Raw genomic sequence first — 14,792 nt, 5'->3', positions numbered from 1 at the left:
TTATTTTAGTATCGAATTCTGTTTTTTCGGATATAAAATGCAGACCTCAATCGATCATAATCACTAATCACATGCTCAACTCCTGCTTGCAGCAGCAAAGCACACTGGTCGGCAGTATAAGTAAAGCCCAAGAAAGGAACCCCTGCTTTCTCCGCAGCCTGAAAATCAGAAACCGAATCTCCAATCATCAAACAATCTTCAGGTTCTCGATTCAACCAAGTGATCGCTTGTTCTAGGAAGTATGCACTCGGCTTCAACAAAGAAGGATCGGAAGTAGAACGACCAAAGATTGCTTCTTTTTTAATAAAGGGACTAATACCGAATTTATCGAAGTAAATTTCAACTGCCTGTGGACAATTATTAGTAACTACTGCTTGTGTAATGTTATATTCGTTGACTAGTTCACGAATCGTGTAGAATGCCCAAGGAGTAGGTCTAGCATTTTTCGCTGCGAGACATTCTCGTTCGGCAAGAAGCTGATGAAGCTTTTTAAAGTAAACTTCATTGTCTTTGGTATGAACATTTACTCCCCGCCGGTAAATAGCAAGCGGATTATTATCTGTTGTATCTTCCTCTTGAAGAAGTCCACGATTGTCGAGATAATCCTTCAGATCTTGGGCTATTTCTGAAGCTAGAAGCTCGTGGAACAAGCTGCAGATGGGAATATCAAAATCCCACAACACACTCTTTACTCTCTCAATCAGCATTTCGAGAGTAAATTTATCGGGGTACCTCCATCTTCGATACTGTGAGAGGCTCAGTTTGGCTTCACTCATAACCACTCCTGAAAATGGGACGATTAATCACTTTAAGTTTAGCAAAACAATTGGAAATAATCTAGAAACATGCAAAAAGCACTAGACACTAGGTTCGAATAATCCCACTACTTCCACATGGCTCGTCTGCGGAAACATATCAACTGGCTGTACCTCTTTTAGATCATATCCTTTTTCAGATAAATACTTGGCGTCCCGCGCAAATGTTGCAGGATTGCAAGATACATACACAATGCGTTTCGGTTTTATTTTTGTGGCTGCTTCCAAAAATGCCTCATCACACCCTTTACGTGGTGGATCTACTACTAACACATCTGCATGTATGCCATCAGCTTGCCATTTAGGCAGTACCTCCTCTGCCTTTCCCAGTTCAAACTGCACATTTTTTATATTGTTCAATTTTGCATTTTGTTTCGCATCTTCAACCGCAGCAGGAACTACTTCCATTCCCAGTACTTTTTTGGCCTGATCAGCTAAATAGAGTGAAATAGAACCAATTCCACAATAAGCATCAATGACCGTTTCTTCACCTGAAAGATTTGCATATGCTTTGGCTTGATCGTAAAGAATTTTGGTTTGCATAGAATTAACTTGGAAAAAGGAATGCGGAGAAATAGCAAAACGAATGTCACCAATCATGTCATAAATGACCGGATTTCCCCACAATAAGTTGTTCTTAGCACCTAAAATAACATTTGTCCGTTCTCGGTTTATATTTTGATAAATAGAAGTTATCACCGGAAACGATTCTTTCATTTCTTCAATGAATGTATTTTTATTTGGAAGATGCTCTCCATTTGTCACCAATACAACCATCATTTCGTTTGTATACACGCCTTGACGCAAAAGAACATGACGCAAAATTCCTTTGTGTGTCGTTTCGTTATATATGGGTATATGTAATTCTTCTACCACTGCTTTTATTTTTTTGGTTAATTGTGTTTGGACATCGTTTTGGATAAAACAAGTTTCCATATCAACGACTTGATGCGTATTTAATTGATAAAAACCTGCTACTACTTTTCCATTCACCATACCAAATGGAACTTGTACTTTGTTTCGGTAATTCCACGGATTTTCCATTCCTTTGACCGGATGGATGATTACATCTGAAAATAATCCAATCCGCTTTAATTGGTCAGTTACTTGCTGATGTTTTAAACGGCATTCTTCCTCATATGAAATATGTTGCAGTTGACATCCTCCACAAGTCTCATAATGCGGACAAATCGGTTCAATACGCTCTGCATGTGGAGTAAGTACAGAAAGCAACTTACCTTCTGCGTATGTTTTTTTCACCTTCGTTACTTTCACGCTAACTTGCTCGCCTGGTAATGCACCACCAATAAATATCGCAAAGCCATCGTATCGGCCAACACCAGTCCCACTGTGTCCAAATCCGTATATAGTACACTCAACTATTTGCCCTTTCTGAACAGGTGGTTTTTGTTTCATCTTCTCCACTCCTATGAACCTAAACTTTCTAATGCGACTGATTCAATCCAACGCGATACGTTACGGTGCGGAAGATAGGCTTTTCCATCATACCGATAGGAAAGACCTTCCAATCGCCCCGGAATCTTTTTATTGGTAAAATATCCTTCACTTAAAAATAATGGTACTAATAATACTTCCTCACCGGATTGTATCTTTTCTTCGAGATGCTCTCGTAAATTATTAGGCAGGGTAAATGCATAAGATATTGATTTTGCATCCAATTTTTCATATAAGCCGGAAACGATTCGATCTGCAACTCGTTCCCATTCCGCTTGAAACCAAGGGAGATCACTTCCATGCCCCACTAATACGATGCTTGCTTCTTTGGTCGCGACAATAAGGGATTGAATACGCTCTACCAATATATCTAAAATGAGCGGATGATCATTCATTGGTGAGAGGAGCTCCATAGACGCATGATGTGAAATTGGCTCTTCCTCTATTTCAATACGTGGATCTGATTGCAGACCTAATAGATAACTTATTTCTTCTATGTGGGTACTGCCGGAAGAAACAAACAAGGGAATGGCAATAATTTCAGACACACCCATTGATTCTAGCTTTTGAATTCCATGTTCAATTGTTCGATCGGTTACCATTTCCAAAAAACTTGTTTCCAACGGAACTGAAATATTAACTTTTTCCATACAGCGATCCACTTGTTCCACCCAATGCTGGTTGCTCGAACCATGACATATAACCAAAACACCTTGTTTTTTCATTCTTCTTCCTTCCTCTCTTCAATTTTAATTTGCTGATAAACAAACCAAATTGATACAGCATATAAAATCGTTAGAAATCCTAAAGCAATGAAGACTAAACCAGAATGTGAGAAAGAAAAGAGGGCATTCACTATTAGTCCAATCAACAACAATAGATATGCTTTTCTAGAAAAACGATTTTCTTTTTGTTCCATCCAAGAAAATAAATGATAGATAGACATAACGAAAAGAATTATCGCAATGGTCGGATCATAAATGAGAAAATATAGACCAAATAATAGATAGACCAAATATACCAATAGTATCTCTTCTCCCAAGTCTCTCCCTATAATGAAAAAGCAATCAAAATTATTGCCATAACTACTTTTTGGGAATCTAGACTGTAAAATATAATACATCATTACTTAGAAAAAACTCGTTCCAGTGTGGAACGAGCTATATGATGATCATCTCAACCTATTACCTAACTTCTTCACGTATTAATTGATTTACTAATTGTGGGTTTGCTTTGCCTCTGGTAGCTTTCATTACTTGTCCAACCAAAAATCCCAGAACTTTGTCTCTCCCACTTTTTAACTCCTCCACAACAGAAGGATTAGCAGTCAATACCTCAATTACAGCTGACTTTATTGCACCTTCATCGCTAATCTGTACCCAACCTTTTTCCTCGACAATCGCCGATGGTGTATGACCTGTTGCCAAAACCTCTTTGAGTACATCTTTTGCTATCTTACTACTGATTGTACCTTTTTGAATAAGTGTAATCATTTCAGCCAAGTGATTAGAAGTTAAAGGAGTATCTTTTAGTTCGAATCCATTGTTATTTAAATATCCAAGCACTTCAGAAAGCAACCAGTTAGAAGTCAGCTTTGGATCAGCACCTTTTGCAACGGTGTCTTCAAAGAAATCTGCTAATGCTCGAGTGGAAGTCAACACACCAGCATCATAAGCAGACAATCCAAACTCTTCTTTATATCGGGCAATACGCTTATCTGGGAGTTCTGGGAGTTGTGCTTGAATCGCTTGCTTCCATGCTTCATCGATATGCAGACGAACAAGATCTGGTTCAGGAAAATAGCGATAATCGTGCGCTTCCTCTTTGGAACGCATAACCTTAATCGTATTTAATTCTTCTGACCACCGAAGCGTTTGCTGCACGACTTTTTCGCCGTCATCCAGCAATTCAGCTTGACGAACTTCTTCAAATTCCAGAGCTCTCTCCACATTGCGGAATGAATTTAGATTCTTCAACTCTGTTTTGGTTCCAAATTTTTCTGCCCCAACAAGGCGCAAGCTGATGTTTGCATCACAGCGCAAGGAACCTTCTTCCATTTTCACATCAGAAACACCTGTATACTGAATAATGGATCGAATTTTTTCTAAATATGCTTTTGCTTCTTTTGGGGAGCGCAAATCAGGTTCCGAAACAATTTCGATTAACGGCACCCCAACACGATTGAAGTCCACCAGCGAAGAATCCCCATCATGATTCAATTTACCTGCATCCTCTTCGAGATGAAGACGAGTGATACCAATACGTTTGGTTTCTCCATCCACTTCAATGTCTATCCAACCGTGTTCCCCAATCGGCTGATCGAACTGTGAGATTTGATATGCTTTCGGTGAATCAGGATAAAAATAGTTTTTGCGGTCAAACTTTGTATTCTCAGCCACTTGGCAATTAAGTGCCATCGCCGCTTTCATGGCAAAATTAACCGCTTGTTCATTTAATACAGGCAAAACCCCTGGATGTCCTAGACAAATTGGACATGTTTGTGTATTTGGCGGAGCTCCAAAAGAAGTGGAGCATCCACAAAATATTTTTGTATTTGTCGCAAGTTCTACATGAACTTCTAAGCCAATTACTGTTTCATACTTGCTCATGCTTGTACTCCTCCTAATGCAGGTATTGCAAGTGTCCCAGCTGATTGCTCATAAGCATGTGCAACACGAAGGACAGTCTCTTCTGCAAAGGCCTTACCAATAATTTGCAGCCCAACAGGTAAACCGTCAGCAAGCCCTGCTGGTACACTGATTGCAGGTAAACCTGCTAGGTTGATGGGAATCGTACATATATCATCCATGTACATCGTCAAAGGATCAGAAATCTTTTCTCCAATACGATATGCAGTGGTGGGTGCAGTTGGTCCTATGATAACATCGTGGTCAGCGAAAATGCGATCGAAATCTTGTATAATAAGGGTACGTGCTTTTTGCGCTTTGAGATAATAAGCATCATAATAACCAGAACTGAGCGCATATGTACCTAACATAATTCGACGTTTCACTTCTGCTCCAAACCCTTTGCTACGTGTTTGTTCGTAAATGTCTAATAAATTTTTCCCTTGTTGCACACCATAACGAATTCCATCAAATCGCGCGAGGTTGGAAGACGCTTCTGCTGGTGCGAGTATATAGTAAGTAGCTACAGCGTATTCCAGATTCGGAAGGGAAACCTCAGATATATGTGCACCTAATTCTTCTAATTGTTTTACAGCTTTCTCAATATTTTCCCGTACAGATGGATCGATCCCTTCCCCCAGCATCTCACGAGGAACTGCAACTTTTAATCCCTTGATATCCCCTGTTAATGCTGACAAATAATCTGGAACCTCTTTATTTACAGAAGTTGAATCTAATTCATCATGTCCTGCGATCGCCTGTAAAACATAAGCAGCGTCTTCTACATTTTGTGTAACAGGTCCCACTTGATCCAAAGAAGAAGCAAATGCAACCAGACCAAAACGAGATACACGTCCATACGTTGGTTTTAATCCGACAACACCACAAAAGGCAGCAGGTTGACGAATGGAACCACCTGTATCTGATCCCAGCGCAAACGTCACCGCTCCTGAAGCAACTGCCGCCGCAGATCCTCCACTTGATCCTCCAGGAACACGTGTCAGATCCCAAGGATTTTTCACAGGATGAAAACTGGAGTTTTCATTAGAAGAACCCATCGCAAATTCATCCATATTGGTTTTTCCCATAATAATCGCATCGGAGGCGAGCAATTTGTTTACAACTGTAGCATTATAGATCGGTTGATAGTTTGCAAGTAATTGACTTGCACAAGTTGTCGTAATCCCTTCGGTACAGAGATTATCTTTTACTCCAACAGGAATAGCAGCTAACAATCCTCTTTCAGAAGTAGTATGTAATTTGTTTTCAAGTTCTTTTGCTTTTTCCCTTGCACCTTCTTCATTAATAGCGAGAAAAGAACCTATTTCTGGTTGTACTTCTTTGATTTTTGTTAACGATTCTTCTACGATCTCACTAACTTTTCGTTCTTTCTTCGCTAATTGACGGTGCACTTCACGTATGGACAATCGATATTCCTCCTATTCTTCAAACACCGCAGGAACGCGGAATGAACCCTCTTTTTTATCAGGTGCGTTAAGCAGTACTTTTTCTCTATCCAATGATGGTTTCACTGTATCTTCCCGCATCACATTAGCAATTGGATAAACATGGCTCGTTGGTTCCACTTGATCGGTATCCAACTCATTTAGTTTCTCAGCAAATTGGAGGATATCATTTAGTTGGTTTGTAAATTGATTTTTTTCTTCTTCTGACAACGACAATCGAGCAAGTTTTGCCACATGCTCCACTTGCGTGCGATTTATACTCATTTCCGTTCACCTCAATCTGTAAACATTGCCTCCAGTATAGCATAAGCAAAGGTTCAATTTATAGCTTTCGAGATTGAATTAATGAAGATCTTATCTGAAACAAGCACATAAAATCTCAAAATAAAATTACATTTATTTTTCCATTATTTCTTTTTATTTTCTTTTTTATTAAAATAGGTTATAAGGTTGTTTTCAACTTGGAAAGGTTTCATTATGAGAAAGTCAGTGGCACAAAGCCTTTTGGAAAGACTTGTACGGCTCATTAGTTCCAATCCACATTCAACACAGATCAGACTTCCCGACTCTATCACTATCGCAATTCGTTCATGCGAGAAAAAAACGATACAGATTCCAGTCAAAAATGGAATCGAGTTTATTCAGCATGAACTTTTTGGGCTGATCTGGATGTATGTCACCAAATGCAAAAAGAGAACGGTAATACTTCCGGAAGAATTGGTCAAGGCTCTTCGGGCATACCATGCACTTGTGAAGAGCAATGGTGATCATCAAGCCGTACTCCATGCAATGGATTTGGCTTCTCAAAAAATCTCTGATATGGAGTAATGTGTACAGGCACCCTACAAAAACAAACAATCGGATGCTAAAAGCACCCGGATACAATTATGTATCCGGGTGCGACATTTTTCATTCAACCAGAAGCAATAACATGACCTTTTGCAAATTGAAAAATCTGCCCATGCTCTGTTAAAACAATTTTATCTTGTTCTTCTCCTGCTGCTGCGAGTAGCCTTTGCAATGGTTCATCCACCGGCTCTTGGGACAACACAAATGTGTTCCAATGGATAGGAATTAATAACTTTGCCCCAGTGTCCAAAAACATTTTCCAAGCTTGTTCTGGTGTACAATGATGACGCTGAAATGCATCTGGTGAATATGCTCCAATCGGCATAAACGCCAAGTCAATTTCTCCTTTTTCCGCAAGCCAAGTAAATTCAGGAGTATATGCGGTATCTCCCGGAAAGAATATACGTGTATCTTTGCGTTCTATTAAATAACCAGTGTATCCATAATCGGAATTCCATGGAAATCGATTTCCCCAATGTCGGACCGGAACTGCTTGAATGGTAACATCTTCATTGATGGTTAAACTATCTTTCCCGCCAAGTTCGTAAACTTCGCCAAATGGCAATCGCTTTAGCAATTTAGATGTACCAACAGCGGTGATTACTTTTGTATTTTTATTTGCTATTTTTTTGAGAGATGGAAGATCAAAATGATCCATATGACCATGAGACAACAAAATTAAATCAACTACGCCAATATCTTCTAACTTTAAGGCTGGAGCGACATGCCGTTTCATTCCAATTTGGTACAATCCCAGAGAAACACCAACTTTTTTACCAAAAACAGGATCAGTCAAAATACGATATCCATACAAATTGATCAAAATCGTCGAATGTCCTACCCAGCCGACAGTCACTTCATCAGAATTCCACGCAGTTGGTTGTAAATATTGATTTGGTTTTTGAAAGGGAATTTTTGGACTGAAACGCCAACGCATCAACAAAAACAGAGCAATACTCAGTAGACACAGTGCTAAGATCGCAAGAAGTGCCCAACCGATTATTTCCATATAACATACTCCTTTTGCAAGTTATCCTAACTTATTTTAAAATAGCATAGGAAAGCGAATAAATATATCACAAATCATTCAAAAATAAAATATTGCAGTCTTACCTTCGGAAAGGAAGATTTATGTTTATGATACGGCTTTTTGCTACTGACCTAGACGATACATTGTTAAATGCGGAAAAACAGATTGATCAACATAACCTTGACGCACTGGAAAGATTACAAAAAAATGGTGTGGAAGTTGCAGTTGCATCGGGACGAAATGAAGTAGAAATAGATCAAGTTATTCATAACGTGCCAGGTGATTTCCATCGCGTTTGTCAAAATGGTGCGTTTATTTATTTAAATACAGAAGAAAGAATTTATGATGGTTATTTTGAAACAGCACTAGCTCAACAAATTTACAAAGTTGGTAAAGAAGCTGGGATGTATTGTTTTATCGGTACTGCTCGTACCATGTATATCGCTGAAGAAAATGAATTCATAGAACGAAAATCTGAACAAGTCGCTATCGAATTGGTCTTTGATCCTAGTATAGACCAAAAAATCGGAGTTAACTTCCGCCCCAGCAAGTTTTGTTATCTTGGTGATGGACCAGAATTACAACAACTAAAACAATTATTGCTGCAAACCTTCCCAGGACAAATTGATGCATTTATCTCTGCACCACACTGTCTAGATGTAATGCCACTCGGAGTAAACAAAGGAAACGGACTCCGTCATCTTGCCAAACATCTCGGAATCGACATAACCGAAGTAGCATGTATCGGAGACTCAGAAAATGACATTCCTATGTTTCAAGCCATTCCTCATAATTTCGTAATGAGTGTTGCAAAACCTTCTGTCAAAGAAGAAGGAAATATCGTTGTAGATTCTGTTTCCGATGCAGTTGATTGGGTCTTAGCATACAATGAAAACCTCTCTGTTAAACAAAAATAGCTGAAAAACTGTTCCAAATTATATTTTGGAACAGCTTTTTTGCTTATTATACGTGGACTGCTTCTATTGGAAAAAACAGACCAACCAAATTTATTTTCATTACCATATAAATTACTTTTGCTGTTCATAATTTTTGGGGACCACAGATGTGGTCCTTTTTAGGATTGGCATTACTTCTTCCGTTTGATTTTGGACTTTGGACGAGTTGCCAAAATAGCATTCACTACTTCGAAATCGCGGAGATTTTGATCTCGATAGACCGGATACTCTTTTTTTTCTACAAGTAGTTTAAGCGTATCACAAGTGATCTCTCGTTCATTTGTGTACTCGGTTTGGTATATATATGTTCCATTCCCATCATACCAGAGCTGCCTTAATTCCCACTGATATCCTGTACACGGATCAAAGAAGGTGAGCTTCCATGTCTGATAGTAAGGAGATCCACTATCATCATTGCCGAACTCTCGGTAAGCCTTCTTGTACCCCACATAACGGAAACCAGCATGCTTCAATCTTTTTACCAAACTCTCCACATTTGATTCGAGCAGAGACAGAAGCTCTTCGTCCATTCGTGAATCCGTTTTGCACTTCTCTAAAATGATCATGAGTACAACCCTTCTAGTTCTAGCCGTATCCTATTTTTATTATACTCCAAATTATATTTACACAAATTATTACCAACTAAAATGTAAAGCACTTTACAGAACCAATGTCACATAATGTTTACAATTGAGCTAGTCACTTAAACTTCTCTCTCCATTGTTCTAATGTAGCAATCGAAGATAAAACAATGTAACCGTTTTCTTTTGTTATAACTTTTTGATCCTTGAGAGATTGGAAAATCTGGGCGACAGTAACCCGTGAAGTACCTGCAACATTTGCCATCTCTTGCTGGGTAAAACGAATGGATATCCGGATTTTCCCATGTTCTTCTATACCGTAAGTTTGGGCAAGCTGAATGAAAAGTTGTAACACTCTCGCTCTCGCACTGCGATAGGATAATTCCACAATTTGCATAGTCATTACTTGGAACTTCATTCCAACATTCATGAGATAGAACTGGAGGAGATGTGGATGAGTTTCCAGCAGTTTTCGAAACACATCCGCGGGAAATACAAGTAATTGACTGGGAGAAACAGTAATCGCACTTGTAAGATATGTATTTGTCGCATAAAGACCGAGATCACCGATGATACCATTTTTACCAATAATCATGATCGCTTTTTCTTCCCCCAACTTATTGGTAATTGATAGTCGAACTCGACCATCTATCACCACATAAATTTGGTCAGTTGGTTCCTCTTGTCCAAAAATCATTTGATGTTTTGCTAGCGATATCAATTTTGACTGAGTGTAAAACGATGTCCAATCAAATTGTAAATTTTCAATCCACATCGATGTTTGTTTCTTATTTTGCATTTGATCTGCCTCTTTATATACTCATATTCGATTGAGGTGACAACCATGTCCAAACAACAAGAAGCAATCTTTGAACGAGAAAACGATTTACAGAGGAAGCTGTCACAACGTCAATTGACCATGATCGCAATCGGTGGAGCGATCGGTACTGGTTTATTCATGGGATCAGGAATTGCCATTGGTTATGCTGGACCTGGTGTGTTGATTAGCTATGCTATTGCGGCTATTATCGCATTGACCATGATGATGTGTCTATCTGAAATGACACTCGCCCATCCAACCTCTGGTTCATTCGGCTCCCATGCAGAGAGATATATAGGTCCCTGGGCTGGATACTTGGTTCGCTATACGTACTGGGCAGCGCAAGTGATAGCCATTGGTGGAGAAGCGACAGCAGTTGCCCTTTATATGCAATATTGGTTCCCTGGTTCACCTACTTGGCTGTGGATCATTATCTTTGCTGCCATCATCATCTTCGTGAATGCACGATCAGTCAACAACTTTGGCGCGTTTGAATATTGGTTTTCAACTATTAAAGTAACAGCAATCGTCGTTTTTATTCTTCTAGGAATCTGTGCCATTTTCGGTTTAGGTTCTGCCCCTACTGGTTTTAGCAACTATACATCCAGCGGCGGGTTTATGCCTAATGGATTTTCAGGTGTCTGGATGGCTGTATTAATGGCAATCTTTAGCTTTTACGGAGTGGAAGTAGTAGCGGTAACAGCAGGAGAAGCAAAAGATCCGCAAAAAGCAATTCCAAAAGCAATGCGCTCCATGGTATTGCGATTGATCTTGTTTTATATTTTATCGCTTGGGATCATGCTCGCTGTCGTTCCTTGGGAACATACCGGAGCACAAACCGTAACGGAAAGTCCTTTTGTTAAAGTATTTTCACACCTTGGTATTCCATATGCAGCTGGAATTATGAACTTTGTTGTACTGACTGCTGCACTGTCCAGCATGAATACAAACTTGTATTTGTGCAGCAGAATGCTGTTTTCCCTCGGTCGTGGCGGTTATACTCCAAAAGCGTTAGGGAAATTGAGCAAACGCGGTGTACCATTAAATGCCTTGTTGGTTTCAAGTATCGGACTAGCAATCGCAATGTTACTCAACGTCTTGACACCAGATGCATTTGGACAATTATTCGGGATATCCATTTTCGGCGGTATATTCGTATGGATTATGATTTTCATTACCTTTCTACGATTTCGTAAAGAAAATGGAAAAATTCCAGGGTTGTCCTATTACTCACCAATGTATCCATTTCCGGCTCTAATCGGACTTTTATTACTGGTAGGCATCATTATCACCATGTTATTTAGTCCTGATTGGCAGTACGCTTGGTATTTTGGCATACCTTGGATCATCCTTGTCTTACTTTCTTATCGTATTTATGGAAGGAGAGCTCACCAATGAGTCTAACAGCATATCGTGATCTGTTCCCAATCTTAAATGAAAAAATCCACTTAGGAAACTGTTCCCAAGCTCCGCAGTCCATACCAGTTTTAAACGCAATGGAAGTTTATTTTCATAACTGGAGAACAATCGGTATGGATTGGGACTATTGGATGACCGGAGTAGAAAGAGCAAAGGCTAGTTTTGCAAAATTAATCCATGCTGAGCCGGAAGAAATAGCTGTAGTTAGTTGTGTTTCCGATGCTGTTACAAGTATTGCAACAACCTTGCCTTGGCAGAATCGAAAAAAAATCATCACTACAGAGGCGGAGTTTCCATCAGTTGGACATGTATGGAATAGCTTTACCAAAAAAGGGTTACTAGATGTTACTTTTCTTTCTTCTGAAGATGGGCTGTATTCTGCCGATCAGCTGGAGCATATTATTGACGAAAATACGGCACTTGTCTCCATCCATCATGTTGGATATTACAATGCGGCAAAACAAGATCTAGCGTCATTTGCCAAAAAAGCCCATCAATTTGGAGCAAAATTATTTGTAGATGCATATCAATCACTAGGAACATGCGATATCAATGTAAAAGAACTAGATATCGATATGCTTGCATCAGGAAATTTAAAGTATTTGCTTGGTATTCCTGGAGTTGCATTTTTATATGTAAGAAAAGAGTTGGCAGAACAAATCGAACCAGCAATGACAGGATGGTTTGGTCGAGTGAACCCATTTTACTTTAACGCAACTCACCTTGATTTTGCCGAAGGAGCAAAACGATTTAATACTGGCACTCCTCCTGTTATTGCTGCATTTGCTGCTCGCGGAGGAATGGATTTATTATTAGAAGTAGGAATAGAACGCATCGAAAAGCGCATTCTGGAACTATCCCGCTATACTATCGATGGAGCAAATAGACGAGGCTTAGAAGTGGCAAGTCCACAAGATTCCAGCAAAAAAGGAGCATCGACTGCGATTCGTGTTGGAGATGCCCACAAAGTGGAAGTTTATTTGGCTGAGAATGATGTCATTGGCTCAGCAAGAGCCGATGTCATTCGCCTAGCACCGCATTTCTTCACAGAAGAGAAAGAAATCGATCGAGCATTAGACCTTGTAGCAGAGAGTTTAGAACAATGAAACCACAAGTATGGAAGCCAGAAATTTTTTCTTATCTTTGGATAACAATTGGCACCTGTATTCTCGCAAGTGCATTTCATTTGTTGATTGAACCAAATGATTTATTAGTGTCTGGAACAGGCGGTATTGCGCTCTTGATTGTACATTTTTTCCCGATTTCATTAGGAATAGTCTATTTTTCTCTCAATATCCCTTTATTTTTGATCGGCTGGCGTTCTGTCGGAAGCAGATTTCTACTCAAAAGCATATGGGGAACGGTGAGCTTGTCCCTTCTCCTTTCTGCATTTGCATTTCTTCCAGCTGTTTCTTCTCCTGTCATTGGGGCAATTGCAGGCGGGGTCTTTTCTAGGATTGGCATCGGAATCGTTATAACCGCTGGTGGAACAACCGGAGGCACTGATATTCTGTCTGTTGTCATTCATCAGAAGTATACTTGGTCTATAGGCAAAGCAATGTTTTGGATCAATACAGCTATCGTCATCGCCGGTACCTATCTTTTTGGATGGCAAAAAGCAATCCTTACTGTCCTTTCTCTTTATGTCACAACATTCACTGTCAACATCGTTCTTAAAAAGTTTCCGCAGGCACAAAAAAAAGAACATCTCCATTCTCCGTGAGATGTTCTTTTTCTTATTTAAAAAAATTATTTTTCTTTTTGCGTTTCACTCTTTGCAACGTTCTTCTCTTCGTCATCCAAAACGCCACTCATCCCATTTTTAAACTCACGAAAGCTTTTTCCGACTGCTTTTCCGAGCTCAGGTAGTTTTTTTGGACCGAAAAGGAGGAGTGCAACGATCACGATGAGAATCCATTCAAATCCGTTAATACCCATCTTTTTTCCTCCCTACATTTACTCACCATTTTATATTATACTACCAAAACGGCAAAAACCAATACGGAAAAATCTTGCTTCTAACTATTTCTGAGCAGAGCGGTTTTTTCGGCGTTTTGCCCACCAGTGAAACCCGAAGTATAATACAAACAAAATGATCGCTACGATTGCAATATCGTCTATGTATTTACCTGCAACTTGCTCAATATTTTTCCAATTACTGCCTAATTGTGTTCCTAAATACAAAAAGAGTACAGACCAAGGAATAATAGCAAGTGTAGTCAACAAAATAAACCGATACACAGACATTTTTGCTATTCCGGCTGGAATGGAAATTGCATGTCGAACAACTGGGATAAAACGTGCACCAAAAATAACACCTGTACCATATTTTTTAAACCATTTTTCCGATATATCCAAGTGACTCTTTTTTATCAATAAAAATTTACCATATTTTTCTAAGAATGGTCGTCCGCCATAATACCCTAACCAATAGAGAAAGAGTTGTGCAATTACTCCACCGATCGTACCTGCTATTACAGCTCCTACAAAATTGATCTTACCAGAATCGATTAGAAAACCACCATATGCTAGGACAATCTCACTTGGGATTATCTCTACCATCAACCCGAGGGCAATCCCAAAATAGCCTAGTTCCGTTAACCATTCTAGTATGGAATAAAAGATATGCTCCATGTTTTGCTCCTTTTTCTACAGCTTCTTTTATTTGATGATAGACGACAGATGAAAACTCGTCCACTCTCCTTGATGATTGTCACACAATCGATCTAGTTGTTCGCTTTTTTGTTTGCCCTCCAAGAGTTGTCTGTTCATCT

17 protein-coding genes are annotated in these 14,792 nt (G+C 39.3%); 5 read left to right on the top strand and 12 right to left on the bottom strand.

Annotated features, from left to right (window positions below):
• Positions 1 to 5: 5 nt before the first annotated feature.
• The 7 genes from AC5WOC_RS17405 to gatC form a co-directional block, all read right to left on the bottom strand.
• Positions 6 to 776 (bottom strand): HAD family hydrolase, encoded by a 771-nt coding sequence (locus AC5WOC_RS17405; RefSeq protein WP_496056691.1) that lies wholly within the window; start codon positions 774 to 776, stop codon positions 6 to 8.
• A gap of 81 nt (positions 777 to 857) precedes the next feature.
• Positions 858 to 2,231: a 23S rRNA (uracil(1939)-C(5))-methyltransferase RlmD gene (gene rlmD / locus AC5WOC_RS17400; RefSeq protein ID WP_496056690.1), complete on the bottom strand. Its 1,374-nt coding sequence runs from the start codon at positions 2,229 to 2,231 to the stop codon at positions 858 to 860.
• Positions 2,232 to 2,242: 11 nt separating this feature from the next.
• Positions 2,243 to 2,995 carry a sirohydrochlorin chelatase gene (locus tag AC5WOC_RS17395; protein WP_496056689.1) on the bottom strand — a complete coding sequence of 251 codons (753 nt, stop codon included), beginning with the start codon at positions 2,993 to 2,995 and terminating at the stop codon, positions 2,243 to 2,245.
• Positions 2,992 to 3,312 carry a hypothetical protein gene (locus tag AC5WOC_RS17390; RefSeq protein WP_496056688.1) on the bottom strand — a complete coding sequence of 107 codons (321 nt, stop codon included), beginning with the start codon at positions 3,310 to 3,312 and terminating at the stop codon, positions 2,992 to 2,994. The genes AC5WOC_RS17395 and AC5WOC_RS17390 overlap by 4 nt, the downstream gene beginning before the upstream one ends.
• 142 nt (positions 3,313 to 3,454) lie before the next feature.
• Entirely contained in the window at positions 3,455 to 4,879 is a 1,425-nt protein-coding gene (gene gatB, locus AC5WOC_RS17385; protein ID WP_496056687.1) for an Asp-tRNA(Asn)/Glu-tRNA(Gln) amidotransferase subunit GatB, read from the bottom strand.
• Positions 4,876 to 6,324 (bottom strand): Asp-tRNA(Asn)/Glu-tRNA(Gln) amidotransferase subunit GatA, encoded by a 1,449-nt coding sequence (gatA, locus tag AC5WOC_RS17380; protein WP_496056686.1) that lies wholly within the window; start codon positions 6,322 to 6,324, stop codon positions 4,876 to 4,878. The genes gatB and gatA overlap by 4 nt, the downstream gene beginning before the upstream one ends.
• 12 nt (positions 6,325 to 6,336) lie before the next feature.
• Complete coding sequence (gene gatC, locus AC5WOC_RS17375) at positions 6,337 to 6,627, bottom strand: Asp-tRNA(Asn)/Glu-tRNA(Gln) amidotransferase subunit GatC (RefSeq protein ID WP_496056685.1); 291 nt, start codon at positions 6,625 to 6,627, stop codon at positions 6,337 to 6,339.
• Between the two features lie 213 nt (positions 6,628 to 6,840).
• Here gatC and AC5WOC_RS17370 point away from each other — a divergent pair, with 213 nt between their 5' ends.
• Positions 6,841 to 7,191: a hypothetical protein gene (locus AC5WOC_RS17370; RefSeq protein WP_496056684.1), complete on the top strand. Its 351-nt coding sequence runs from the start codon at positions 6,841 to 6,843 to the stop codon at positions 7,189 to 7,191.
• An 85-nt stretch (positions 7,192 to 7,276) separates the two neighbouring features.
• On the opposite strand, the gene AC5WOC_RS17365 is transcribed toward AC5WOC_RS17370, so the two are convergent.
• Positions 7,277 to 8,221, bottom strand: coding sequence for an MBL fold metallo-hydrolase (locus AC5WOC_RS17365; RefSeq protein WP_496056683.1), 945 nt, complete (start codon positions 8,219 to 8,221; stop codon positions 7,277 to 7,279).
• A 128-nt stretch (positions 8,222 to 8,349) separates the two neighbouring features.
• Here AC5WOC_RS17365 and AC5WOC_RS17360 point away from each other — a divergent pair, with 128 nt between their 5' ends.
• On the top strand, positions 8,350 to 9,159 hold the full coding sequence (locus tag AC5WOC_RS17360; protein WP_496056682.1) for an HAD family hydrolase: 810 nt from the start codon (positions 8,350 to 8,352) through the stop codon (positions 9,157 to 9,159).
• Between the two features lie 170 nt (positions 9,160 to 9,329).
• Here AC5WOC_RS17360 and AC5WOC_RS17355 read toward each other — a convergent pair whose 3' ends face one another.
• Both AC5WOC_RS17355 and AC5WOC_RS17350 read right to left on the bottom strand, forming a co-directional pair.
• A complete protein-coding gene (locus AC5WOC_RS17355; RefSeq protein ID WP_496056681.1) occupies positions 9,330 to 9,764 on the bottom strand; it encodes a hypothetical protein in 435 nt (144 codons plus the stop codon).
• A 133-nt stretch (positions 9,765 to 9,897) separates the two neighbouring features.
• A complete protein-coding gene (locus AC5WOC_RS17350) occupies positions 9,898 to 10,578 on the bottom strand; it encodes a Crp/Fnr family transcriptional regulator (protein WP_496056680.1) in 681 nt (226 codons plus the stop codon).
• 45 nt (positions 10,579 to 10,623) lie between these two features.
• Between AC5WOC_RS17350 and AC5WOC_RS17345 the strand changes: the two genes are divergently transcribed.
• The 3 genes from AC5WOC_RS17345 to AC5WOC_RS17335 are packed head-to-tail and all read left to right on the top strand — an operon-like array spanning position 10,624 to position 13,741.
• Positions 10,624 to 11,997 (top strand): amino acid permease, encoded by a 1,374-nt coding sequence (locus AC5WOC_RS17345; protein ID WP_496056679.1) that lies wholly within the window; start codon positions 10,624 to 10,626, stop codon positions 11,995 to 11,997.
• Entirely contained in the window at positions 11,994 to 13,124 is a 1,131-nt protein-coding gene (locus tag AC5WOC_RS17340) for an aminotransferase class V-fold PLP-dependent enzyme (protein ID WP_496056678.1), read from the top strand. Before AC5WOC_RS17345 ends, AC5WOC_RS17340 begins: the two co-directional genes overlap by 4 nt.
• Positions 13,121 to 13,741: a YitT family protein gene (locus AC5WOC_RS17335; RefSeq protein WP_496056677.1), complete on the top strand. Its 621-nt coding sequence runs from the start codon at positions 13,121 to 13,123 to the stop codon at positions 13,739 to 13,741. Before AC5WOC_RS17340 ends, AC5WOC_RS17335 begins: the two co-directional genes overlap by 4 nt.
• Before the next feature lie 26 nt (positions 13,742 to 13,767).
• Here AC5WOC_RS17335 and AC5WOC_RS17330 read toward each other — a convergent pair whose 3' ends face one another.
• Together AC5WOC_RS17330 and uptA are read right to left on the bottom strand one after the other, a co-directional pair.
• Entirely contained in the window at positions 13,768 to 13,956 is a 189-nt protein-coding gene (locus AC5WOC_RS17330) for a twin-arginine translocase TatA/TatE family subunit (RefSeq protein WP_496056676.1), read from the bottom strand.
• An 84-nt stretch (positions 13,957 to 14,040) separates the two neighbouring features.
• On the bottom strand, positions 14,041 to 14,652 hold the full coding sequence (uptA, locus tag AC5WOC_RS17325) for an undecaprenyl phosphate transporter UptA (RefSeq protein WP_496056675.1): 612 nt from the start codon (positions 14,650 to 14,652) through the stop codon (positions 14,041 to 14,043).
• Between the last annotated feature and the right edge of the window lie 140 nt (positions 14,653 to 14,792).

The organism is Shimazuella sp. NTD247, assembly GCF_059510415.1.
The sequence above is the reverse complement of the archived record's forward strand: the minus strand, read 5'-3'. Positions and strand labels throughout refer to the sequence as shown.

Bases quoted from the DNA above. Each gene is read 5' to 3' on its own strand.
- gatC (WP_496056685.1), bottom strand. From the start codon at position 6,627: ATGAGTATAAATCGCACGCAAGTGGAGCATGTGGCAAAACTTGCTCGA.
- AC5WOC_RS17350 (WP_496056680.1), bottom strand. From the start codon at position 10,578: ATGCAAAATAAGAAACAAACATCGATGTGGATTGAAAATTTACAATTT.
- uptA (WP_496056675.1), bottom strand. From the start codon at position 14,652: ATGGAGCATATCTTTTATTCCATACTAGAATGGTTAACGGAACTAGGC.
- rlmD (WP_496056690.1), bottom strand. From the start codon at position 2,231: ATGAAACAAAAACCACCTGTTCAGAAAGGGCAAATAGTTGAGTGTACT.
- AC5WOC_RS17355 (WP_496056681.1), bottom strand. From the start codon at position 9,764: ATGATCATTTTAGAGAAGTGCAAAACGGATTCACGAATGGACGAAGAG.
- AC5WOC_RS17345 (WP_496056679.1), top strand. From the start codon at position 10,624: ATGTCCAAACAACAAGAAGCAATCTTTGAACGAGAAAACGATTTACAG.
- AC5WOC_RS17370 (WP_496056684.1), top strand. From the start codon at position 6,841: ATGAGAAAGTCAGTGGCACAAAGCCTTTTGGAAAGACTTGTACGGCTC.
- AC5WOC_RS17365 (WP_496056683.1), bottom strand. From the start codon at position 8,221: ATGGAAATAATCGGTTGGGCACTTCTTGCGATCTTAGCACTGTGTCTA.
- gatB (WP_496056687.1), bottom strand. From the start codon at position 4,879: ATGAGCAAGTATGAAACAGTAATTGGCTTAGAAGTTCATGTAGAACTT.
- AC5WOC_RS17330 (WP_496056676.1), bottom strand. From the start codon at position 13,956: ATGGGTATTAACGGATTTGAATGGATTCTCATCGTGATCGTTGCACTC.
- AC5WOC_RS17405 (WP_496056691.1), bottom strand. From the start codon at position 776: ATGAGTGAAGCCAAACTGAGCCTCTCACAGTATCGAAGATGGAGGTAC.
- AC5WOC_RS17395 (WP_496056689.1), bottom strand. From the start codon at position 2,995: ATGAAAAAACAAGGTGTTTTGGTTATATGTCATGGTTCGAGCAACCAG.
- AC5WOC_RS17335 (WP_496056677.1), top strand. From the start codon at position 13,121: ATGAAACCACAAGTATGGAAGCCAGAAATTTTTTCTTATCTTTGGATA.
- AC5WOC_RS17340 (WP_496056678.1), top strand. From the start codon at position 11,994: ATGAGTCTAACAGCATATCGTGATCTGTTCCCAATCTTAAATGAAAAA.
- AC5WOC_RS17360 (WP_496056682.1), top strand. From the start codon at position 8,350: ATGATACGGCTTTTTGCTACTGACCTAGACGATACATTGTTAAATGCG.